Below are 22,725 nucleotides of genomic sequence, written 5' to 3'. Positions count from 1 at the left end.
AGCGCCCACACTTATCGGCTGTTAATTTTTAAAGAACTGCCTGCCCGCACCGTGCCTGTCGCACCGCACTCACCGTTAAAGCGTCTTGTTTAACAGCAGCAGAGAAACGAGATTATGAACCATCCTTCGCTTCGCGTCAAGTATTTTTTACTTCAACTTGCTCGCCTAACCTCTTCTTTTTACTGGATTTTTTGCAATTCCAGCGTTCTTGCTGCCATCTGCATCTCGAGCAGCAAAGAGGCGAGATTATGGGAGATTTTCCGAGGCGCGTCAACTGTTTCTTTCCTTTGAACGAAACATCTCAGCCGTTCTTAAAGTTGGGAGGGCGCTTCTCTAGAAAAGCCGCCATACCTTCTTTCTGATCCTCAGTTGCAAATGTGGCATGGAAAAGCCGGCGCTCGAAATGAATGCCGTCTGTTAACGTCGTTTCGTACGCTCGGTTTATCGACTCTTTGATCATCATCGTGATTGGGAGGGACATTGCGGAAATGATTTTTGCTGCCTCCAAAGCTTCGTCAAGCATCTTGCTAGCGGGAACGACGCGGGAGACCAAACCGCTTCGCTCCGCCTCGGCGGCGTCCATCATTCTTCCTGTCAGGCACATATCCATTGCTTTGGATTTCGAAATCGATCTCGGCAACCTTTGCGTACCGCCAGCACCAGGCATCGTACCTATCTTGACCTCGGGCTGCCCGAACTTCGCCGTGTCGGCTGCGATAATGAAGTCGCACATCATGGCGAGCTCGCAGCCACCTCCGAGCGCATAGCCCGCCACCGCTGCAATTACAGGCTTTCTTACGCGACGAATATGTTCCCAGTTCCGGCCTATGTATTCATCTTTGTACACTTTCATGTAGCTGTAATTGGCCATTGCCCGAATATCAGCGCCGGCAGCAAATGCTTTTTCGGATCCCGTGATAACAATGCAGCCTATGTTTTCATCGGCATCGAACTGCAATAACGCCGCCCCCAACTCATCCATCATCTGGTCATTCAAGGCATTCAGCGCCTCCGGCCTATTCAGCCGGATCAGGCCAACTTTGCCTAGTGTTTCCACCAGTATATTTTGATAGTCCATCTTTACACCCTTAATTAAGATGCTTCGAATTGTAGGCTCCAGGTCCTGGAAGCCCGGATTAATTGAATATGGTGATCTACTTTCCTGCCTTGCCTGCTGTATATGGCAGGGGCATGTGCTTCGGCAAGAGAACCCACATCGCTCCCCGTTGCTTCATTTTGCCAGCAAGCTCGCCGGCTTCTGCACCGAAGCCCCAAAAGAAGTCCGCGCGGACCGCTCCCTTGATCGCGCCGCCGGTATCCTGCGCCAACATTAAACGTTGCAATGGCACGTCCTTATTTGGACGGGTCGTTGCCAGGTAAACCGGCACACCAAGTGGTATGAAGCTGGCATCGACAGCAATGGACCGTTGGGGTGTTAACGGCACACCGAGCGATCCTTTCGGACCCTTGGAATGATCGAGCAGCTTTTCTTCCCTGAAGAAAACGTAGCTTGGATTCGCATTTAACAACTCCTGGCGTCGCGACGGGTTCGCTGCGTACCATGCCTTGATGCTTTGAGCCGATGCCTGCTCAAGCGTCATCTCTCCCTTGTCGACGAGATATCGACCAATCGATTTGTAGGGATGCCCGTTCTGATCGGCATAGGCAATTCGGACTACCTCTTTGGTGTCCGCAAGTTGTACCCGCCCCGACCCTTGCACCTGGAGAAAAAAAGCTTCGATCGGGTCATCGACCCATAACAGCTCCTTGCCTGCCAGTGCGCCGGATTGCATCATCTCCGCGCGAGATGGATAAGGGACCACCTTGCTGCCGACAAGACGCCCTTTCAAACGCATGTTCTTCAGGTCCGGATAGACGGACGTCAGATCAACTGTCAGCAAGTCATCAGGCGTACGATGCAACGGGGTTTGATACACCCCGCCCCGCTTGCGGGCTCCACGTAACAGCGGTTCATAGTAGCCGGTTACCAAACCGGCATCCGATCCATCCGCACCGCTCACTTTATGCGGAGTAAAAAAGGATTCGAAGAAGAGCCGCACACCTTTTTCATGGCGTGCATCAACATCGCGCGCAATGCTGCAAGGCTCTTTCCATTCCACTTTCTTGACCAGCACCTCGCAGGATGCAAGGAAAGCCGGCCATGCCTCGCGAAGATCATCCGTAGCCCATCCCGGCAAGTCGGAAAATGATGCCGGAAGAAAGACTTCCTTGGATTTCTCGGCAGGAGCAGGAGGCGGCGTGGTACGGACAGGTGCTTGGGGTACCTGGGAAACCTGCGGCGCCTGTTGCTGAGGGGGATATGTCGTGCAAGCACAGATGCCCAGCACGACGGATGCGAGTAAACTAGTACGTTTGATTGACATCGAAGGTTATTACCATGTGGCTGTTGATGCTTGAGGCAGGCGTCGCATTATTCTTGTTGGTGTTTATCGTATGGTGGACGATGTTCTCAGGACGAAAACCCGAGTCGCCGCCGCAGGAAAAACAGCCTCCGAAGGATGATGCACAGCATTGAATCTAATGCAGTGTCCGCGGCAGGGTCAATATGAACTCGGGGATCTCGGCATCGAATTGCTGGCCATCCTCGGCGACACAAAAATATTTACCCGCCATTGACCCATCCGGTGTGGCCAGCGATGTACCGCTGGTGTATTCGAATTGCTCTCCTGGCTGAAGCAGAGGCTGATGCCCGGTTACGCCAAGGCCCCGAACTTCTTCCACCCGGTTGTTGCCGTCAATAATTACCCAATGCCGGGAAATAAGTTGGGCTGCAATCCGCCCGGTATTTTTTATTGTTACGGTGTAGGCAAAAACATAATTTGAGCGCTCCGGCTCGGATTGCTCAGCCAGATATCGGGTCTTGACGGAGACGGTAAACTCGTAAGCAGCCATGTAAATTCCTGATGTTTCATGCGGTCGATCGCTTCAAGGCAGACATTCGACCCGAAATCCTGCAGGGGCGCAAGACTTTCAGTGTGCTCAACCGGGTAAAATACCCGTTCTTCATTATTGCAATTTCCCATGTCCGACTATCGTATCGCTCCCAGCATCCTGTCCGCCGACTTTGCCCGCCTCGGTGAAGAAGTCCGCAATGTCGTCACGGCAGGCGCGGATATCATCCATTTCGACGTGATGGATAATCATTACGTCCCCAACCTCACGATCGGCCCCTTGGTATGCGAAGCGATTCGCCCGCATGTCCAGGTGCCAATCGACGTCCATCTGATGGTGAAGCCGGTGGACAGGATCGTGCCGGATTTCGCCAAGGCGGGTGCGAATATCATCACATTTCATCCAGAAGCATCGGAACATATCGACCGCACATTGCAACTGATCCGCGATAACGGCTGCAAGGCCGGACTGGTGTTCAACCCAGCCACGCCGTTGCATTATCTGGACCACGTGATGGACAAGATTGATATCGTCCTGATCATGTCGGTCAATCCCGGCTTCGGCGGCCAGTCATTCATTCCCGAGGCATTGAGGAAAATCGCCGCAGTGAAGAGGCGTATCGACGAATCCGGCCGCGACATCATGCTCGAGGTCGATGGTGGGATCAAAATCGAAAATATTGCAGAAGCGGCCCGCGCGGGCGCCGACACGTTCGTGGCAGGATCGGCAATCTTCGGCAAGCCCGATTACAAGACGGTGATCGATGCCATGCGGCAGCAGCTTGCGCAAGTATGAATGCACCTGACCGCATTGTATTGACGGGCATTCGCGCCGCGATCATCGATCTGGACGGCACCATGCTGCATACCGCTCCGGATTTTCATGTTGCTGTGAACCGGATGCGGGTCGACCTTCGCCTCCCTCCGCTGAACATCGTGACCATTACCGATTTTGTGGGCAAGGGTACGGAAAACCTGATTCGACGCGTCCTTGGCGTTGATTTCGATCCCGCTGGCGTGGAAGAGCATTTCCCTCAGGCTCTCGACGCTTATCTTCGCCATTATCATGAGATCAATGGTGATTATTCGACGAAGTATCCCGACGTAGAGGCAGGTCTGGCAGCATTGAAGGCCAAGGGCCTGCGTCTCGCATGCGTGACGAATAAGCCGATTGCCTTTGCTGTGCCGCTTCTGGAAAAAACGGCGTTGCGTCACTTTTTTGACGTGGTGTATGGCGGCGATTCTCTTCCGAGGAAAAAACCGGATCCCTATCCGTTCCAGCAGGTTTGCAGGGACTTCGATTTGCAGCCGCACCAGACGGTCGCCATCGGCGACTCGTCAAATGACGCGCAAGCGGCACGAGCGGCCGGGTGCAGGGTGCTGGCCGTGCCGTACGGGTACAACCATGGCCAATCTATACATGAAGTTGATTCGGATGGTATAGTTTCGACGCTGCTGGAAGCAGCCAACCTGATTTCCGCATAATCCTATCGTTATGTTTCTCGACAAAAAACGTGATCTGACATCGCCCGGCGCCTTTGAGGCCTGGCTGTGGCGACGCTGGCAATCCTGGGCTGAATAATCCCGATTGACCGCCGACCGCCATTGCCGGTCCGGCAACGTTTTTTGACTACCCCCTGCTATTGCCGCTCGTTCTACAATAGCGCCCGGAGAGAAACATGACTGAACTCGAATTCAAATCGCTGGCCACGCAAGGCTACAACCGTATTCCGCTGATCGCCGAAGCCTTTGCCGATCTCGAAACTCCCCTTACGCTGTACCTGAAACTGGCCCAGACCCAGAATGCAGGCAGGAATACGTTCCTGCTTGAGTCCGTGGTCGGCGGCGAGCGTTTCGGCCGCTATTCATTTATCGGCCTGCCTGCCTCCACACTCATGCGTAGCTTCGGCAGCCGTATCGAGGTGCTGAAGAACGGCGAGGTGATCGAAACGGCTGAAGGCAACCCGCTTGAATTCATTGCGCAATTCCAGTCCCGTTTCAAGGTTGCGCTTCGGCCCGGGATGCCGCGGTTTTGCGGCGGGCTCGCCGGTTACTTCGGCTACGACGCGGTACGTCACATCGAAAAGCGCCTGGCGCATACGGCGCCGAAAGACGATCTCGGCTTGCCTGACATCCAGCTGCTTCTGACCGAAGAACTGGCGGTCATCGACAATCTCTCCGGCAAGCTCTATCTCATCGTGTATGCCGATCCTTCCCAGCCCGAAGCCTATTCGAAAGCACGCCAGCGATTGAAGGATCTGCGCGCCATGCTGCGACGGGCGGTCGATGCGCCGGTGACTTCGGCGTCGGTGCGCACCGACTCGATCCGTGAATTCGGCAAGGAGGCCTATCTGGCCGCAGTGGCGCGCGCCAAGGAATACATCATGGCCGGCGACCTGATGCAGGTGCAGATCGGGCAGCGCATCAAGAAGCCGTACGTCGATTCACCGCTGTCCCTGTACCGGGCATTGCGATCGCTGAATCCTTCGCCATATATGTATTTCTACAATTTCGGTGACATGCAGATTGTCGGCGCGTCGCCGGAAATTCTGGTGCGCAATGAAACCCTGAGCGATGGCAACCGGAAGGTGACGATCCGCCCTCTCGCCGGGACCCGGCCGCGTGGTGCGACACCGGAGCGGGATGCGGAACTGGCCAGGGAACTGCTGGCCGACCCCAAGGAAGTTGCCGAGCATGTGATGCTTATCGACCTGGCGCGCAACGACATCGGCCGCATCGCCGATACCGGCAGCGTCAAGGTGACCGACAAGCTGGTCATCGAAAAGTACTCGCATGTGCAGCACATCGTTTCCAATGTTGAAGGCTTGCTCAAGCCCGGCTTGTCCAACCTCGATGTATTGAAGGCGACTTTCCCTGCCGGCACGCTGTCCGGTGCACCGAAGGTGCGTGCCATGGAACTCATTGATGAATTGGAACCGACCAAGCGCGGCATTTACGGCGGCGCCTGCGGCTATCTGTCGTTCGGCGGCGAGATGGATCTGGCGATCGCCATCCGCACCGGTGTGATCAAGGACGGCATGCTGCATGTGCAGGCGGCGGCCGGCATTGTTGCCGACTCGGTGCCGGAAATGGAATGGCAGGAAACCGAAAACAAGGCGCGCGCGGTGTTGCGCGCCGCCGAGCAAGTGCAAGACGGCCTGGATGGGGAGCTCTGACATGCTGCTGATGATTGATAACTACGACTCCTTCACCTATAACCTGGTGCAGTATTTCGGCGAACTCGGCGAAGACGTGCGCACGTTCCGCAACGACGAGATCACGCTGGAGCAGATCGAAGCGATGAAGCCGGACCGCATCTGCATTTCGCCTGGTCCTTGCACGCCGCATGAAGCAGGCGTGTCCGTACCGGTGCTGCAGCACTTCGCCGGCAAGACGCCGATACTCGGTGTCTGTCTCGGCCATCAGAGCATCGGCGCGGCTTTTGGCGGCAAGGTGGTGCGCGCCAAGCAGGTCATGCATGGCAAGACGTCGGTGATTGAACATACCGGCGCTGGCGTGTTCAAGCAGCTGCCGAGCCCCTACACCATCATCCGCTACCATTCGCTGGCGATCGAGCGCGAGTCGCTGCCGGACTGCCTGGAAGTAACGGCATGGACCGAAGACGGCGAGATTATGGGTGTGCGCCACAAGGAATTCGACGTGCAGGGCGTGCAATTCCATCCCGAATCGATTCTCTCGGAGCACGGCCACGCATTACTGAAAAACTTCCTGGCCGGTTGAGCCCTCGTCTAACGGAACACTTTTATGCCGATCACGCCACAACAAGCCCTCCTCCGCTGCATCGAGCATCGGGAAATCTTCCACGACGAGATGCTGTCGCTGTTCCGGAAAATCATGGGCGGTGAAATGTCGCCGGTCATGATTGCTGCGCTGACGATGGGATTGCGCGTCAAGAAGGAAACCATCGGCGAGATTGCCGCCGCGGCGCAGGTCATGCGGGAATTTGCCACGAAGGTGCCGCTGGCCGACACCAGCAACCTGCTCGATATCGTTGGCACCGGCGGCGATGGTGCGCATACCTTCAATATCTCAACCGCCTCGATGTTCGTCGCCGCAGCCGCCGGCGCCCGCGTCGCCAAGCATGGCGGCCGTAGCGTTTCCTCGTCGTCAGGCAGCGCCGACGTGCTGGAAGCGCTGGGCGCGAATATCAATCTGAAACCGGAGCACGTCGCCGAATCGATCGAACGCACCGGCATCGGCTTCATGTTCGCGCCGAATCATCACGCGGCCATGAAACATGCCGCACCAGTGCGCAAGGAGCTGGGCGTCCGCACGATTTTCAACATTCTCGGCCCCCTGACCAACCCGGCCGGCGCACCGAATATCCTGATGGGTGTATTCCATCCGGATCTGGTCGGCATCCAGATCCGTGTGCTCCAGCGCCTCGGCGCGCAGCACGCGCTCGTGGTGTGGGGACGGGACAACATGGATGAAGTATCGTTGGGTGCCGCCACCATGGTCGGCGAACTCGTTGACGGCGAAATCCGAGAGTATGAGATTCATCCGGAGGACTTCGGCCTGCAAATGGTCGCGAGCCGGAATCTGAAAGTCGCCGGGTCCGCCGAATCGAAGGAAAAGATCATCGAAGCCCTGAACGATACGCCGGGACCGGTGCGCGACATCGTCGTACTGAACGCGGGCACGGCGTTGTATGCGGCGGGCATCGCAACCACCATCGGCGACGGATTACTGAAAGCGCGCGCGGTGCTGGCTTCCGGCGCGGCGCGTTCCAAGCTTGAACAATTCGTGCAAGTCACCCAACAACTCGGCGCTTCCGCCTGATCGATCATGTCGGACATTCTGAACAAAATACTCGACGTCAAAGCGGAAGAAGTCGCGGCGGCCAAGAAACAGCGCGATCTTGCAAGCCTGCGGCGGGACGTGGAGGCTGACACGGAGGCACGGCAGGCATTGCGTGGATTCGAAGCAAGCCTGCGCGGCAAGATTGCCGCAGGCCATGCAGGCGTGATCGCGGAGGTCAAGAAAGCCTCGCCGTCGAAAGGCATATTGCGGCCGGACTTCCGCCCGGCCGACATAGCCGCCAGTTACGCCAACAGCGGCGCCGCATGCCTGTCCGTACTCACCGACGTACAGTTCTTCCAGGGGGCGCCGGACTACCTGAAGCAGGCCCGCGCCGCCTGCTCCATCCCTGTACTGCGCAAGGACTTCATCGTCGACCCGTACCAGATTTACGAGGCACGGTCTTGGGGCGCCGACTGCATTTTGCTGATCGTGTCAGCGCTCGATCATGGGCTGATGGCTGAACTCGAAGACTGCGCTCATTCGCTGGGCATGGGTGTGCTGGTCGAAGTACATGATGCGGACGAACTGACCGCGGCGCTGCGCTTGAAAACCGCCATGCTCGGCATCAACAACCGCAACCTGCGCACATTCGAGACATCGTTGCAGACCACGCTCGATCTGCTGCCGCGCATTCCCGACGAGAAGCTCGTCATCACCGAATCCGGCATCGCCAATAAAGACGATGTAAAAAGGATGCGCGACGCGGACGTGCACGCATTCCTTGTGGGCGAAGCTTTCATGCGCCAGCCTGATCCCGGCGCAGAACTGAAGCGATTGTTTTTTTAATTCATCCGGAATTGCGGCGACATTGCTTATGCAGTGTCGCTCGCCAATCCGCGCGCCGCGAGACCGAGCGCCAGCGCACCGAAGATGATCGCCAGCGCTTTGCCGGACACACGCTTTTCGAAGCCCGGCGTAAACCGCCTTGGGATCAGGTGGTAATCGGTGATGTACGCACCGGCGGCAACCAATGCGGCACCCATCAGTGGTTTGGCTACCGGCTTCGGCCAGCGCACTCCTGAATTCGTACCCGCAAACCACTTTTCATAGACCGCCGCCCACATGGTGGTGGCTGCATGATTCAGCAGAAATCCGGTGGCGGTGTACTTCATGGTCGCCGCATTCTGCAAGGCAGCCTGGTCACCCCAGACGATGTGGCTGGTTGCATTCAATGGTGCGGCATATGATCCGCTCTGGCGCTTGCCGGCCATCGAAGCAGCCAGCGCAGTCGCAACACCCGCCACAGTTCCGGAAATCAGTGCACGTTGGGCAAAGTTATTGGTTTTCTGCATCATGCATTCCTTTTAGAAACGAATTCAGTGGAGCTTTTTCAGCGCATCCGGCTTATGAGCAGCTTCGGCACCGGTCTTGTCGCTTGAGACGAGATATTGCGGATCGTCAGATGATGCGTTGACATGATGCCCCTTGATATCGGTCGGTTCAGTCAATTTTCTTATCACTGTTCCATGCACTGTTCCCTGCGCCGATTTCCACTGAACCTTGTCGCCTTTCTTGAATGATTCGCTCATTGGTCTTTCCTTGCGTTCGCTGGTAAAAGTAACAAAGCTTTGTATATGCTGCCTTTGATCGCAGCCGCCGACCTTCACCAATATGCTGAAAGTCGCTTCGTCGCAAAGAACATGCCACGCGATTCCACAGCAGGAAATGAATAGGAAGAGGAATGACAATGAAAGGATGCTCCACAAAATGCGGTAACCGTTATCAACGGCGCATTTTGCGGATGGGAAACACAAGGCTTATTTCAGCCACGCATCCCGTTTGCGTACCGCGAGTGCCGGCTTGGGTAGAATTTCGAACTTCACCTGCGGCGCATCGTCCGGCGCAAGCGTCACGGCAAAACTCATCAGTTCATCCCGCCGGAACACGTGGACCGTCACCACGTCTCCGATGGCGTAGCGTGACAGCAATCCGTCGAGGTTGGTCGGCGTGACGCGCAACCCATCCACCGCCACGAGAAGGTCGCCTGCGGACAGGCCGGCGCGATGCGCAGGGCCGCCTTCATACACATTGGCGAGCTTGCAGTCATTCGCTTCGCGGGTGGTGCGTGTACCTAAACCCGGCTTGGCATTCTTTCGGTTGTCGGTGGCCGTGATGCCGAAAGGTGCGAGCAGCTTGTCCAGCGGAATGTCTTCGGTGCCGCGAACGTACCGCTCGAACAGCTTTCGCAGCTTCAGCCCGGCAATCTCGTCAAATAATGCTTCTACCTCGGATTCCGAGATGCCGAACCCTTCTTTCCGCCCCTCGAAGAAGTCCTTTCCATATCGCTGCCACAACGCAAGCATGACGTCGTCCAGCGACCTCTTGCCGCCCGTTCCTTCACGGATGGTGAGGTCGAACGCCAATGCCACCAGCGAACCCTTGGCGTAATAACTGACCACCGAATTTGGTGCATTCTCGTCCTGCCGGTAGTACTTGACCCAGGCATCGAAGCTGGACTCGGCCACGCTTTGCTTGGTTCGCCCGCTGCCGCGCAGTACGCTGTTCGCGGTCTTCGCAACCAGCTTGCAATACTGCTGCTCATCGATCAGGCCGCTGCGCACCAGCATCAGGTCGTCGTAGTAGCTGGTGAAACCTTCGAACAGCCACAGCAACGGCGTGTAGGTTTCGCTGTTGAGGTTATACGGTGCAAAGGCCGCCGGCTTGATGCGCTTGACGTTCCAGGTATGAAAATACTCATGGCTGCACAAGCCGAGGAAGGTACGGTAGCCGTCGCTCATCTCCTTCTGTCCCTGGACAGGCAAATCATTGCGGGAACAGATCAATGCCGTTGATGCGCGATGCTCCAGCCCGCCATAGCCATCGCCCACCGCCAGCGTCATGAACACATAGCGCTCCATCGGCGCACGCCTGGTCTTCGGCTCGAACAATGCAATCTGCGCTTCGCAAACCTTTTTCAGATCCGCTGCAAGTCGGGCCATATCGAGCTTGGGCACTTGGCCGGTAATCACGATATCGTGCGGTACGCCATGGGCGGTGAAGGTGGCCAATGCGAACGATCCCATTTCAACCGGATGATCGATCAGTTCGTCGTAATTGTCGGCGGCATAGAGGCCGAATCCGTAGCGCCTGGCCTTCAGTTCGCGCAACGCGGTGGCGACGCGCCAGCTTTCGTACGCCGGGCCGGCGGGACGCTGGATATCGACGATGTGCGGCACGTCTTCCATGCCGTGCACGCGAAGAAAAACACTGGTGCCGTTGAAGAATCCATGCGTCTGGTCGAGGTGCGCGGCACGTACCGACAGATCCCATGCATACACCTCGTAATGCAGAACCACCGGTCCATCAGTGGGAGCGGCCCGCCAGGTATGCTTGTCCAGTTTTTCGAGCGCAATTTTCCTGCCGCCGGATTGCGCCTGGATGCGCACGATGTTGCGCGCAAATTCCCGGATCATGTAGCTGCCTGGAATCCAGGCCGGCAGCGAAAACAGCTGGCCTTCCGCGGCCGGGGCTTTCACGGTCAGGCTGACACCGAACAAATGGGCAGCCGGATCAATCGGGACAATCGTGTATTCAACAGTGTTTTTCATCCTATCCTCTAAAATTGGCAGCGACGACGGTCAGTGCCAGCATGGCCACCACAACGCAGGTCAGCAACAAGCGCAACGGCAAGAACCATTGCGGCATTCCGTACCAGGCAAACAATCGCTTATCAACCTGGTAGGCGGCGACAAAGCCGATCATCAGCATCGCGAAACCGTACCCCCCCATCATCGTGGCAAACCAGGCAATCAGGGAGGGCACCACGCTCCAGAGCAAGGCCCGGTTGGTCTGCCCGGCGGACAAACCTTGCGATGACATCGCAGCACCCCAGTGGATACCGCCGAGAAATGAAAGGATCGCAATGCCGTAGGCAAGCTGCCCCTTGATGAACGAGCCCAGCCAGTCCGGGTGCACCACCCAGCAGGCCAGCGCCAGGCCGACGAAGGGCAGCAGCCCCGCCAGGCTCAGCGCATGGGCGAATCGCTTGCTGATGAAGTGCGGGTTCATGAACGAGGAGTGGTTGGGACCATGCTTGATATGCCAGCCGTGGAAGCGGCCAGCGCCAGTTGCAAAGCGTATAGTGTAGCGGGAATGAACCAGCGGGTTCAGCCGCTGCGCCGCATGATCGAGTGGCGACGGGCGATATCTGCCACAGTGTCGATGTCGTCGTGAATACCGGGATCTTCCGTACTCACTTCAACGACCGGGTAATCACGCAACAGGTCGCGCGCACCCTTATCGCCTTTCAATGCCAGCAAGCGGGGCAAATGGCGGCGACTGAATGCTACCGGGTTACCGCGTCGCGCCTCGAATACAGGAACGGCGATATCCGCTCCGTCGGCAAGCGCATCAACCAGCGCTGCAATCGTGGCTGGCTGGACATAGGGCATGTCACCGAGGGAGATGACCCAGCCGTTGGCATCCGGGACCAGAGAAAGTCCGCAGGCAAGCGAAGCCGCCATGCCATCGTCCGCGGTTCGGCACTCGCCGACCTGACAACCGAGACGTCGCAGGCACTCTGCGACATCGTCGGCGCCTGGCCGTACGATCGCGAACACACGTGGAATCACGGAGCACAGATTTTTCGCGGCAAGCGCAACCACCGGTTCGCCGCCGGAAAGCGGCTGCAACAATTTGTTATGGATGCCTTCGGGATCGAAGCGCCGCCCCCTGCCGGCTGCAAGCAGGATGCCGGCGACGCCGATGGGAACGACTTTCCCGGTATTGAATTCCGCCGCCACTATAGGCGGCCTCAGGCGTTGACGTTGACCACCAACCGGCCCCGCACCTTGCCGGCCAATATGTCCGGTGCCCTGGCGATTGCTTCCGACAGGGGGATCTCCTGCGTGATGCGCTCCAGCTTTTGCACGTCCAGATCGCTTGCGAGCTTTTGCCACGCCGCGAGCCGCTTTGCCTTCGGCGCCATCACGCTATCGATGCCGATTAATTTCACGCCACGTAGAATGAAGGGCGCGACCGATGCCGGAAAGTCCAGTCCTTGGGCAAGACCGCATGCCGTCACCGTCCCGCCGTAACGGGTCTGGGCAACGGCATTGACCAAGGTATGCGAACCGACCGAATCGACGACGCCTGCCCATCGCTCTTTCTGCAGGGGCTTGCCGGGAGCCGACAACTCGTTGCGGTCAATGACGTCAGCCGCGCCGAGAGAAATAAGGTAATCCTTTTCCGTCAGCTTGCCGGTCGATGCCACCACACGGTATCCCCAGCCGGACAGGATCGCGATGGCCACGCTGCCGACGCCGCCCGATGCGCCGGTGACCAGAATTTCGCCGCTGTCCTTGGTGACTCCCTGTTCCTGCAACGCCATCGCGCACAGCATCGCCGTATAGCCGGCGGTGCCGATCGCCATCGCGGTGCGCGCGGACATGTTGCCGGGCCTTGGAATGAGCCAGTCCCCTTTCAGCTTCGCCTGCTGGGCGAGGCAGCCCATATGGGTTTCTCCCACACCCCATCCGTTGAGGATGAAGGTATCGCCGGCTTTCCAGTCCGGATGTGAGGACGCAATGACCTCGCCGCTGCCGTCGATACCCGGCACCATCGGCCATTTGCGCACCACGGGCGACCTGCCGGTGATGGCAAGCCCGTCCTTGAAATTGATGGTGGAGTAATCGACCCTGACAGTCACATCGCCGTCTTCCGGCAATTGCGCTTCGTCGATTTGCGTCAGCTGCGCATCGGTTGCGCCGTCGTCTTTTTTATTGAGCAGAATTGCGTTGAACATGCATGTCTCCGGAATCGGTTGTCGTTATTGTTCGCCCCAGATCGTTTCGACTACCGGCCGCCCCTGCGTGCGGCCAGGTCAACGAATATGACTACTACTTGATCGACGCAAGTTTCGCTTCGATCGTTTTCAGATCGACCGCACCGGGAATGCGCGTGCCGTCCTTGAAGAAGACTGTCGGTGTGCCGGTGACCTTCATCTTGCGCCCGAGAGCGAAAATTTTCTCATTGGGAGTGGTGCAGCTTTCCGGTGCCTGCGGAGCGGCCTTGCCGTTCAACATCCAATCGTCCCAGGCTTTCATGCGATCGGCGGAGCACCAGATGTTCTTGGATTTCACCGCGGAATCTTCGGAAAGAATGTTGTACATGAAGGTATAGACCGTCACGTTATCCATCTCGTTGAGCGTCTGCCGGAAGCGCTTGCAGTAACCGCAGTTCGGATCTTCGAACACCGCGATCACGCGCTTGCCATCGCCCTTGACCATCTTCAGCGCGGACTCGAAAGGCAGATCGGAGAACTTGATCTTCGAGATCTCGTCGACTCTTGCCTTGGTGTAATCCTGCATGGTCTTGGCGTCGATCACCCGGCCGACGAACAGGTATTCCGCCTTGGCATCGGTGTAGACGATGTCGGAACCGATGCGCACCTCGTACAAACCGGAATACGGCGTCTTGGTGATCGAGTCGACCTTGACACCCTCCCCCAGGCGCGACTCCACCATTTTCCGGATCGCCGCTTCCTGTGCCGTTTGCGCGGAGGCGGTCATCGCGGTCAGGGCAAATAAGGCGGCGGCCGCCATGTGCATTGCTTTCATCATCTTTCCATTTCGATTTTCAGAATGTCTTCCCGAGTGCCTGGGAAATCAGGCGTCTTTTTATGACCGGCAGCTTATTCACCAGGTTCAATCCCAGGTTCCGCACGATGCGGACCGGCTCGAAGTTCGCGCCGAACAATCGTTCCAGGCCGTCTGTGGCGATCTGCATCAGCAGAATATCTTCCTTTCGCGCGCGGGCATAGCGGCTCAGTACACGTTCGTCACCGCAATCCCGCGACGTTTCGCGGCCGGTGACGGTATTGAGCAAAGTGGCAACATCGGCAAAACCGAGGTTCATGCCCTGCCCGGCCAACGGGTGAACGACATGCGCGGCATCGCCGATCAGCGCCACGCGCGGTGCAACAATGGCATGCGGACGGATCAGTGCCAGGGGAAATGCTTTCAGCACCTCAGGCTGAAGCGGATTTAATTGCCCCAGGCGGTGTCCCGGAAGAACGGAAAGCCGCTGCGCCAATTGCTGTTGCGATTCCTGCATCAGCGTGTCGGCCAGGGGCTCAGGCGCCGACCAGACCAGTGACACACGCTGTCCGGGCAGGGGCAACAAGGCAATGATGCCGTCGGTTGATGTGAACCATTGATGGGCGACGCCATGATGCGGCTGTTCACACTCGAAATTTGCTACGATCGCCCGCTGGTGGTAACTGCGGTAATCGATGCCAATATCGCATTGTCCGCGCACCCAGGACTGGCCGCCGTCGGCGCCAATGACCAATGCAGCATCAAGGACTTCGCCAGTATTCAATGTGAGCCGCGCGATATCGCCGACTACGGCCAGTTGCGTGGCGCGACCGGTAACGATATGAATGTTCGGTGTGAATCTCAGCGCTGTATCGAGCGCCATGTTCAGATTACGGTCTTCGACGATCCACGCAAGCGCTTCCACGCGTGCACCATAGGCATCCAAGCTCAGCCCGCCCCTTCCCTTATCGTCGCCATACACGCTCATCGCGTCGACGGGCGCGATACGCGAGGCCTCCATCGCGCCCCAGACCTTGATGGACGATAGCAAATCCCGGGCGACACGATTCAACGCATATACCCGCACATCCCAGGTGGCGGGATCGGCAGCATTCCTGTTGGCGGAATCCGCACACAGCAAGGTCACGCTCAATCCGGCCTGAGCGAAAGCCAGGGCCGCCGTCTTGCCGATAGCGCCATTGCCGACGATACAAATAGAGCTTTGCGATTGCATAGCGCAGGGTTTCAATTGGGACGAGTCAGGCCATTATAGCGGTTGTGCAAAAAATAGCCGGTACGCGGCTCTTGCATAATCCGCCAAGTTTGCTATACTTGCGCGCCTTGGCCTGGTAGCTCAGTCGGTAGAGCAGAGGATTGAAAATCCTTGTGTCGGTGGTTCGATTCCGCCCCGGGCCACCAAGAAAATCAAGGGCTTAGCTTCGGCTAGGCCCTTTTGCATTTCTGAATGCAGTTATTGCTCATCGAGACGCTGACGCTTTTGATAGAGTGGCATTCACAAGTTTTCCTCGTCGATTTTCGGACATGTTTCCGCCGCACTCTGGCAGCCGGATCGACCGAATTGTCCACCCGCCCATCTTGGCAGGACCAGATTTAGTTTTTCCCTTGTTCGCTTTTAAGCGTATCGCTGCCGACCACTTGCCCATCGATGCATGACGAATCGACAGCGTAGCGACGGACATTAACGCCCCCTTATTTTAGGCCCCACTTTTGGAAGTCTCCCATGGAAATTAAAGTCAACTTTCTCGATAAGCTCCGTCTTGAAGCCAAGTTCGATGATTTCACGGTGGTGGCCGACCAGCCTATCCGCTATAAGGGCGATGGCTCGGCGCCAGGTCCCTTTGATTACTTTCTGGCCTCATCCGCGTTGTGTGCGGCTTACTTTGTCAAGTTGTACTGCGTAACCCGCAACATTCCAACCGAGAATATTCGCCTGTCGCAGAACAATATTGTTGATCCGGAAAACCGTTACCAGCAGATTTTCAAGATTCAGGTCGAGTTGCCGCCGGATATTTCCGCCTACGATCGCCAAGGTATTTTGCGCTCCATCGACCGTTGCACCGTGAAGAAAGTGGTGCAAACCGGGCCCGAATTCGTGATTGAAGAGGTAGAGAACCTGGATGCCGATGCACAGTCCTTGCTGACGTTGAAGCCGGCTCCTGACGCCAGCACCTATATCGTGGGCAAGGACCTGCCCTTGGAGCAGACCATCGCCAATATGTCGGGCGTGTTGGCGGGCCTGGGGATGAAGATCGAAATCGCTTCGTGGCGCAATATCGTTCCCAACGTGTGGTCGCTGCATATCCGCGATGCGCACTCGCCGATGTGTTTTACCAATGGCAAGGGAGCGACCAAGGAAAGCGCGTTGGCGTCGGCATTGGGTGAATTCATCGAGCGGCTCAATAACAACCATTTCTACGCCGGGTCGTTCTGGGGCGAAGACATCGCCAATGCGGCGTTTGTGCATTACCCCAACGAACGCTGGTTCAAGCCTGGCCCTGACGATGCGCTACCGCCTGAAATTCTCGATGAATACTGCCTGCCCATTTACGATCCGGATGGCGAGCTGCGTGGCTCGCACTTGGTCGATACCAACTCGGGAAATGCGCAGCGTGGTATCTGTTCGCTGCCGTTTATGCGGCAGTCGGACGGCGAAGTGGTGTATTTCCCGTCCAACCTGGTGGAAAACCTCTACGTCAGCAATGGCATGAGTGCCGGTAATACGCTGGCCGAAGCGCAAGTGCAATGCCTGTCCGAGATCTTCGAGCGCGCGGTAAAACGCGAGATTCTCGAAGGCGAGATGACATTGCCTGACGTGCCGCACGACGTGCTGGCGAAATACCCCGGCATTCTGGCCGGCATCAAAGGGTTGGAAGAGCAAGGCTTTCCGGTATTGGTGAAGGATGCGTCGCTGGGTGGAATCTACCCGGTGATGTGCGTCACCCTGATGAACCCGCGGACCGGCGGTGTCTTTGCTTCGTTCGGCGCGCACCCAAGCTTCGAGGTGGCACTGGAACGGAGTCTGACGGAGTTGCTGCAGGGGCGCAGTTTCGAGGGCCTGAACGATTTGCCTCAGCCCACATTTGTCAGTGACGCCGTGACTGAGCCATACAATTTTGTTGAGCACTTCATTGATTCCAGCGGCGTGGTGTCGTGGCGCTTTTTCAGCGCCAAGGCAAATTTCGATTTTGTGGAGTGGGATTTTTCCGGCCGGGGAGAAAACTCCAACGCCGAGGAGGCCGCGACCTTGCTCGGCATCCTTGAAGACATGGGCAAGGAGGTGTACACGGCGGTGTATGACCAGCTGGGAGCTGTTGCCTGCCGGATTCTGGTGCCTGGCTATTCGGAAATTTATCCTGTCGAAGATCTGATCTGGGATAACACCAACAAGGCGCTGTTGTTCCGCGAAGATATTCTGAACCTGCATCGCCTGGACGACGCAAGCCTGGAAGCGCTGCTTGATCGTTTGAATAACAATGAGCTCGATGAATATTCCGACATCGCCACGCTGATCGGCATCGAATTTGACGAGAATACGGAATGGGGGCAGCTGACCGTTCTCGAACTGAAGCTGCTTATTCATCTCGCCCTGCAGCAGCTCGAGGCAGCGCACGAACTGGTGGGCGCCTTCTTGCAGTACAACGACAACACCGTCGAGCGCAAATTGTTTTATCAAGCCTTGAACGTGGTGCTGGAGGTCCTGCTCGATGACGACCTCGAACTGGACGATTACGTGGCCAATTTCCGCCGGATGTATGGCAACCCCCGAATGGATGCGGTGCTGGGCTCGGTGGACGGCAGCGTACGCTTCTTTGGCTTGACGCCCACCAGCATGAAACTGGAGGGGCTCGACAGGCACCACCGGCTGATCGACAGCTACAAGAAGTTGCATGCGGCGCGGGCGAATGCAGCGAATGCAGCGAATGCAGCGACTGCGGCCAATCGGAATTACGCATAACTGCTGCAGGCGATTCGGGCTCGCTACGCCGGACAGGAACGACGACGCCAACCTTCACCGGTTGGCGTTTTGCGTTATTGCTTATTAAGCCGTATTCCCTGCAGCTTGGCGTGGAACCCTTGTTCTTTCTTCCTCATCCCCTTTCATCCTTGCATTTCCCGGCGCTTCACCGGCTTATCCACCCTTGATCAGGAAGATAGGCATATGCCTGGAAATCGCTATATTATTTCTGGCAGCATCGAAATCGTGCACTAAATCCTTCCTTCACTTTTCTTGCCATTATTGCCATGCAATCAATGCATTTAAGAATTATTGGTCTGCGCGTTGGAAGCGCTCTGTTTGCAAGCCTTGTACTGTTGAGCGCACATGCACAGACTCCAGCCATGGAGGATGCCGCCGACGATGCGGAAAACTTCGCCCTCCCCGCCAATATGGGAAATGCCACGTTTGGCGGTCCGCCCATGGGGGTGCGCAAGATGACGGACAGCGATTTAAGCTGCCAGCAGTTGTTTGCAGAAGCCGAGGGCCTCGAAAAAACGCTGGCGGAACAAAAGGCGGCCGCGGCATCAGCGCAACAAGCTGCCGACGACACCCGCAACGCCATGATGGAACAAGCGATGGGTGGCGGCGGCATCCAGGCGACATCGATGGCGTCCGGCCTTCTCGGCATGATTCCGGGCGTGGGCATGGCGGCAGGGCTGGTCGGCAGCGCCGCGTCCCAGGCAGCGGCAAGCGCACGCATGGCGGGGATCCAGGAATCGACCAAGAAAATGATGGAGACCCAGCAGAAAGCCATCGAGATGCAGCAATCCATGCATTACAGTCAGGCACGCCATGATCATCTGGTCGAGCTGTTCCTGAAGAAGGATTGCAAGGTGTCGCAACTCAAGGCGGCAAATGCGAAGCCGCCCGGACAGCAGTGACCTCCGGCATCGGGTTGAAATAGGCCTTCTGAAGCTTCCTGCGCTGTGCCCGGGCTTGAGGCTTCACCGTCTGACTGGAGCAAGCATGACCGGTCACCGCAACATTACCGTCCCTGTGCCGCCGTTCCCGCGTCAACCACCGAGCGCATACCCGACAGCGCAAAGCTCAGCAACACAATCCCCACCAGCAGTCCGCCGCTGACGGCGAACAACTGCTGCAGGGTTACGTCCCGCATCAGCCATCCGGTGACCGATGAGGACATCGGCGCGATTCCCATGAAGATGAACATGAAGAGCGCCATGGTGCGTCCGAGCATGGCCGGTGCGACGTAGCGCTGCAGCCAGGTGAAGATGTTCACCTGCAGGAAGCCGCCGAGCGCGCCGATCGCAAGCAGAAGCAGGACGCCATGCCAGACCGCGCCGATGACGCCGAGCGGCATGAACAGCAGGCCGACCGCCGCATCGAATATCAATACGGTGGTGCCGAAGCTGCCGATGCGAAAACCCGGCCGGATGCCGCAGAAGGCCATGCCGATCAGCGTGCCGGCCCCATAGGCGCCGGCGAGCATGCCGTAAGCGGAAGCGCTGCCGCCCACATGGCTGGCAAGTACCGGCATGGCAACCTGAATCGGCCCGGTGATGAAGAAGGCGACTGCGGCCCAGTAGCAAAAGCACACCCGCAAACTGTTGTCTCCCCAGCAGTATCGCAGGCCGTCGGCGACCGAGCGCCACATGGATTGCATTTGTGCTGGTGCGGACGGCGTCCCGGCGGCATGCGTCCTCACCCTGGTGAGCGTCCAGGCCGAGAATGCGAAGCTGGCGGCGTCGAAGGCGAAGGCCATGCCGATGCCGATGCCGGTGTAGTCCCGGCTTTGCGTCGCAGCCGTCGCATCACCGAAAACAGCAATCAGCAAGCCCGCAAGCAAGGGGCCGGCGAATGTCGACAGCTGCCGCACGCCCATCATCAAGCCGTTTGCCTGCCCCAGCAGTTCGCGTGGCATCACGGTCGGCAGGATGGATGTGGCGGATGGCAGGCTGAACGCGCTTGCCACGCCGATCGCCAAGGCGAGCGCATAGACGAACCGCAGGTCCGGATGGCCGGACAGCGTAAGCGCGGCGAGCAGGCCGAGCAGTACGGTGCTGGCATACTTGGAAAGCATCAGGACCCGCTTGGGCGAATGACGGTCCACGAAGGCGCCCCCAATCAGAATGAAGAGTGCGCGTGGAACACCGAGGAGCGCGAGGACCGTGCCGAGCACCAGCGTGTCGCCGGTCATTTTCAATGCCAGCCACGGTAGCGCAATCAGGGTGAACTGGTCCCCGAGTTGGGATATCAGTGAGCCGGCAAACAGCCAGCGGAAGTTGCCGTCGCGGAAAAGCGCGTCCCGCGATCTCGGATCAGATCGTTTCATATTCATTTCTTTTCTGTTCTTCAATCAGCCGGCGAGAGATGCCGGTCGAGATCGTCAGACTTAGGCATTCAGGCGTATGCGATCGATACCCGCGCGACCTGGTCAATGATTGGTCGAATGGATACCCGCAAGGAGTCCCAGCACACCGGAGAAGGCGTCGATCTTTGCATCGCTCACCATCTGCGTCGCGTCCCGGCTGACCGCTTCGGCGGAAACCAGTGCGTCTGCGTAAAGCTTTTGCCCGGCCTTCGTCAGGATGGCATAGCCGACACGCGCATCGCGCGGGTCCGGCTCCCTGGCGACCAGCCCCAGCTTTTCCAAGGGCAGCAATGTCCGCGTCACGCCCGATGCGGTCAGGCCAAGCCGTTCGGCAAGGTCGATCCGGCGCAGGCGGGTGCCGCTGGCGCGATTGAGGTGATACAACACCATGAAGTCGCCGAAACTCAGGCCATGTATGCTCGATAACGCGCTGTCCAGCCGCCGCGTCAGTACCGCATAAGCGCGGGCCAGGCGAAGGCAGAACTCGAGCGACGGATTGCTTGCCTCATCGCTTTCCGGCGTTTTCGATGTCTTAACCATGGGCTGCCTCCGCTGCGGCGACTGTGCGCGCCATGTCCTTAGCGGTTGGTCTCTCGAAGTACATATCCATCGCATCGAACATGGCGGGCGTGACTTCGAAGGAGTACGTGTCCCCCTTTTCAGCATTGCGTCGCATGATGCGCTGCTTGCGGACTTCACGGTCGGCATCGACGAAGCGGAATGACGCGGCATGGCCCGCCGCTTCGACCATGGATTGCATGCGGTCGCGGTCCTGCTCGCGCATCAATCCCAGGTCGAGGACGACATCGCGTCCCGTATCGAGGATCTGCCTGCAGGTTCGCCATATCTGTGCTTCGCATCGCTGCACGCGCGGCATCACCCATGCCATATCGATGCGCTCGGGCTTGTCTGCGCCATACAGGTTGTGCATCCACTCGTCGATGGCGAAACGGACCGCATTCCTGTCAGTGGCGAGCCGCCGCGCGAGGGTGGATTTTCCCGCGCCGAGCGGGCCATAGACGAGGTGAACGGTTTGCTTTGTTTTCATGATTTTTATATTGAATGATGTTTGAGTTCTCAAATATATATCAACATTTATTTGTTTGCACGGCATTTTGTTTTTGTTCGTGCGCCCTGCCCGGTCTTGCTTGAACCCTGTGCCGGCGATTGCCGCCCGATGTCTCTGATACGATAGCCGGCAATCGCGTCGCGCCACCCCGGGGTGCCCAAACCATGATCAGGCAAGTCGTTTCACCCAGACAAGAGCTTCGCCCCTACCTCCGCAACATCATGGTCGGTGGTTTTGCGCTGCATGATGTACATCTGCCGGCGACATCGGATGTACAGCTCGTGATCTACCTGCGTGGGCGAGCCGCGCTGGTCGATGCAGTGGCAGCGCCATCCAGCTTGCCTGTTGCATTTATTGCCGGCCCGTCTTCCGGACCCCGCATCTTCCGCGTCGAGCCGGACAGCAGATTCGTTGCCGTGACTTTCCGGCCATCGGGTCTGGTTTGTTGCCTCGGCATGCCGGCAAACCTGTTCAGCGACCAGTTGGTTTCGCTCGATGACGCCCTGCCGCGCCATAAGGTGACCGTGCTTCTGGAACGGCTCATGGAGTCGCGCCGGGATGAGGAAATCATTGAACAAATTGAGGGTTTCCTGCTGGAAGGCCTGCTTGCCGGCCTCGGCCGGTCATCCGTTCTGCCGAAGCTTTCTCTTGACCACGTGCTGTTGCCGGCAAGCGAACTGGCCGGCGGGCTGGCGATGAGCATACGGCAGCTCGAACGGCGCTTCCTGATCAACTACGGACTGTCGCTGCGGGACTACCGCCGCCTTGCGCGATTCTCCAATGCACTTGGCAGGTTGATACAGCATGTGCCCCGGACAGGAGAGCTGTCCCGCATCGCCCATGATGCGGGCTATGTCGACCAGGCGCATTTCATCCGGGACTTTCGCCAGTTCGTCGGCGATACACCGGGGCAGTTTGTGAAGGCCCGGGATGCAAGCGAGTCGATTTATCACTTCTGGCAGCTTCGCCCCGACGAACTGGCGTCATACCTGGATTAGCACCAATCGCAAAACCGGGGCATGGCAACCCCGGAA

General features: G+C 57.9%; 23 protein-coding genes and 1 tRNA gene. 10 read left to right on the top strand and 14 right to left on the bottom strand.

What is annotated here, in order from left to right; genetic code table 11:
• Positions 1–301 precede the first annotated feature (301 nt).
• The 3 genes from VGU61_RS18915 to apaG all read right to left on the bottom strand — a co-directional run bounded on the left by VGU61_RS18915 (position 302) and on the right by apaG (position 2,913).
• Positions 302–1,078 carry an enoyl-CoA hydratase gene (locus VGU61_RS18915; RefSeq protein WP_326860814.1) on the bottom strand — a complete coding sequence of 259 codons (777 nt, stop codon included), beginning with the start codon at positions 1,076–1,078 and terminating at the stop codon, positions 302–304.
• Positions 1,079–1,154: 76 nt separating this feature from the next.
• The gene (locus VGU61_RS18910) at positions 1,155–2,384 is read right to left on the bottom strand and encodes a murein transglycosylase A (protein ID WP_326860813.1); all 1,230 of its coding nucleotides are present in this window, start codon (positions 2,382–2,384) and stop codon (positions 1,155–1,157) included.
• Positions 2,385–2,538: 154 nt separating this feature from the next.
• A complete protein-coding gene (gene apaG, locus VGU61_RS18905; RefSeq protein WP_326860811.1) occupies positions 2,539–2,913 on the bottom strand; it encodes a Co2+/Mg2+ efflux protein ApaG in 375 nt (124 codons plus the stop codon).
• Between the two features lie 129 nt (positions 2,914–3,042).
• On the opposite strand from apaG, the gene rpe reads away from it, so the two are divergent.
• The 6 genes from rpe (at position 3,043) to trpC (ending at position 8,522) form a co-directional block, all read left to right on the top strand.
• The gene (rpe, locus tag VGU61_RS18900; RefSeq protein ID WP_326860809.1) at positions 3,043–3,708 is read left to right on the top strand and encodes a ribulose-phosphate 3-epimerase; all 666 of its coding nucleotides are present in this window, start codon (positions 3,043–3,045) and stop codon (positions 3,706–3,708) included.
• Positions 3,705–4,397 (top strand): phosphoglycolate phosphatase, encoded by a 693-nt coding sequence (locus VGU61_RS18895; RefSeq protein WP_326860808.1) that lies wholly within the window; start codon positions 3,705–3,707, stop codon positions 4,395–4,397. Before rpe ends, VGU61_RS18895 begins: the two co-directional genes overlap by 4 nt.
• Positions 4,398–4,591: 194 nt before the next feature.
• Entirely contained in the window at positions 4,592–6,088 is a 1,497-nt protein-coding gene (gene trpE / locus VGU61_RS18890) for an anthranilate synthase component I (protein ID WP_326860807.1), read from the top strand.
• 1 nt (position 6,089) lies between these two features.
• Positions 6,090–6,653: an aminodeoxychorismate/anthranilate synthase component II gene (locus VGU61_RS18885; RefSeq protein WP_326860805.1), complete on the top strand. Its 564-nt coding sequence runs from the start codon at positions 6,090–6,092 to the stop codon at positions 6,651–6,653.
• Positions 6,654–6,677: 24 nt separating this feature from the next.
• Positions 6,678–7,715 (top strand): anthranilate phosphoribosyltransferase, encoded by a 1,038-nt coding sequence (trpD, locus tag VGU61_RS18880; protein WP_326860804.1) that lies wholly within the window; start codon positions 6,678–6,680, stop codon positions 7,713–7,715.
• A gap of 6 nt (positions 7,716–7,721) precedes the next feature.
• Positions 7,722–8,522: an indole-3-glycerol phosphate synthase TrpC gene (trpC, locus tag VGU61_RS18875; protein WP_326860803.1), complete on the top strand. Its 801-nt coding sequence runs from the start codon at positions 7,722–7,724 to the stop codon at positions 8,520–8,522.
• A 26-nt stretch (positions 8,523–8,548) separates the two neighbouring features.
• On the opposite strand, the gene VGU61_RS18870 is transcribed toward trpC, so the two are convergent.
• From VGU61_RS18870 to VGU61_RS18835, 8 genes are all read right to left on the bottom strand, one after another.
• Positions 8,549–9,028: a hypothetical protein gene (locus tag VGU61_RS18870; RefSeq protein ID WP_326860802.1), complete on the bottom strand. Its 480-nt coding sequence runs from the start codon at positions 9,026–9,028 to the stop codon at positions 8,549–8,551.
• Positions 9,029–9,052: 24 nt separating this feature from the next.
• Positions 9,053–9,424: a DUF2945 domain-containing protein gene (locus VGU61_RS18865; RefSeq protein WP_326860801.1), complete on the bottom strand. Its 372-nt coding sequence runs from the start codon at positions 9,422–9,424 to the stop codon at positions 9,053–9,055.
• Positions 9,425–9,493: 69 nt separating this feature from the next.
• On the bottom strand, positions 9,494–11,284 hold the full coding sequence (locus tag VGU61_RS18860; protein WP_326860800.1) for a M61 family metallopeptidase: 1,791 nt from the start codon (positions 11,282–11,284) through the stop codon (positions 9,494–9,496).
• Between the two features lies 1 nt (position 11,285).
• The gene (locus VGU61_RS18855) at positions 11,286–11,744 is read right to left on the bottom strand and encodes a DUF3429 domain-containing protein (protein WP_326860799.1); all 459 of its coding nucleotides are present in this window, start codon (positions 11,742–11,744) and stop codon (positions 11,286–11,288) included.
• 98 nt (positions 11,745–11,842) lie between these two features.
• On the bottom strand, positions 11,843–12,478 hold the full coding sequence (locus VGU61_RS18850; protein WP_326860798.1) for a nucleotidyltransferase family protein: 636 nt from the start codon (positions 12,476–12,478) through the stop codon (positions 11,843–11,845).
• An 11-nt stretch (positions 12,479–12,489) separates the two neighbouring features.
• The gene (locus VGU61_RS18845; RefSeq protein WP_326860797.1) at positions 12,490–13,479 is read right to left on the bottom strand and encodes an MDR family oxidoreductase; all 990 of its coding nucleotides are present in this window, start codon (positions 13,477–13,479) and stop codon (positions 12,490–12,492) included.
• Between the two features lie 94 nt (positions 13,480–13,573).
• Positions 13,574–14,293 (bottom strand): DsbC family protein, encoded by a 720-nt coding sequence (locus tag VGU61_RS18840; protein WP_326860796.1) that lies wholly within the window; start codon positions 14,291–14,293, stop codon positions 13,574–13,576.
• A 19-nt stretch (positions 14,294–14,312) separates the two neighbouring features.
• Positions 14,313–15,506 (bottom strand): UbiH/UbiF family hydroxylase, encoded by a 1,194-nt coding sequence (locus tag VGU61_RS18835; RefSeq protein WP_326860795.1) that lies wholly within the window; start codon positions 15,504–15,506, stop codon positions 14,313–14,315.
• A 109-nt stretch (positions 15,507–15,615) separates the two neighbouring features.
• On the opposite strand from VGU61_RS18835, the gene VGU61_RS18830 reads away from it, so the two are divergent.
• From VGU61_RS18830 to VGU61_RS18820, 3 genes are all read left to right on the top strand, one after another.
• Positions 15,616–15,691, top strand: a tRNA-Phe gene (locus VGU61_RS18830).
• A gap of 322 nt (positions 15,692–16,013) precedes the next feature.
• Positions 16,014–18,248: an OsmC domain/YcaO domain-containing protein gene (locus tag VGU61_RS18825; RefSeq protein ID WP_326860794.1), complete on the top strand. Its 2,235-nt coding sequence runs from the start codon at positions 16,014–16,016 to the stop codon at positions 18,246–18,248.
• Positions 18,249–18,631: 383 nt separating this feature from the next.
• The gene (locus VGU61_RS18820; protein WP_326860793.1) at positions 18,632–19,171 is read left to right on the top strand and encodes a hypothetical protein; all 540 of its coding nucleotides are present in this window, start codon (positions 18,632–18,634) and stop codon (positions 19,169–19,171) included.
• Between the two features lie 104 nt (positions 19,172–19,275).
• Here the strand turns inward: VGU61_RS18820 and VGU61_RS18815 are convergent, their stop codons facing one another.
• The 3 genes from VGU61_RS18815 to VGU61_RS18805 all read right to left on the bottom strand — a co-directional run bounded on the left by VGU61_RS18815 (position 19,276) and on the right by VGU61_RS18805 (position 21,670).
• Positions 19,276–20,583 (bottom strand): MFS transporter, encoded by a 1,308-nt coding sequence (locus VGU61_RS18815; RefSeq protein ID WP_326860792.1) that lies wholly within the window; start codon positions 20,581–20,583, stop codon positions 19,276–19,278.
• Between the two features lie 102 nt (positions 20,584–20,685).
• Positions 20,686–21,162 carry a MarR family winged helix-turn-helix transcriptional regulator gene (locus VGU61_RS18810; protein ID WP_326860791.1) on the bottom strand — a complete coding sequence of 159 codons (477 nt, stop codon included), beginning with the start codon at positions 21,160–21,162 and terminating at the stop codon, positions 20,686–20,688.
• Positions 21,155–21,670, bottom strand: coding sequence for an ATP-binding protein (locus tag VGU61_RS18805; protein WP_326860790.1), 516 nt, complete (start codon positions 21,668–21,670; stop codon positions 21,155–21,157). The genes VGU61_RS18810 and VGU61_RS18805 overlap by 8 nt, the downstream gene beginning before the upstream one ends.
• A gap of 185 nt (positions 21,671–21,855) precedes the next feature.
• Between VGU61_RS18805 and VGU61_RS18800 the strand changes: the two genes are divergently transcribed.
• Entirely contained in the window at positions 21,856–22,689 is an 834-nt protein-coding gene (locus tag VGU61_RS18800; protein WP_326860789.1) for a helix-turn-helix domain-containing protein, read from the top strand.
• The last annotated feature ends 36 nt before the right edge of the window (positions 22,690–22,725 follow it).

The sequence above is a fragment of the Noviherbaspirillum sp. genome (assembly GCF_035944575.1).
GTDB lineage: Bacteria > Pseudomonadota > Gammaproteobacteria > Burkholderiales > Burkholderiaceae_D > Noviherbaspirillum.
This window is presented reverse-complemented; position numbering and strand designations above follow the sequence as displayed.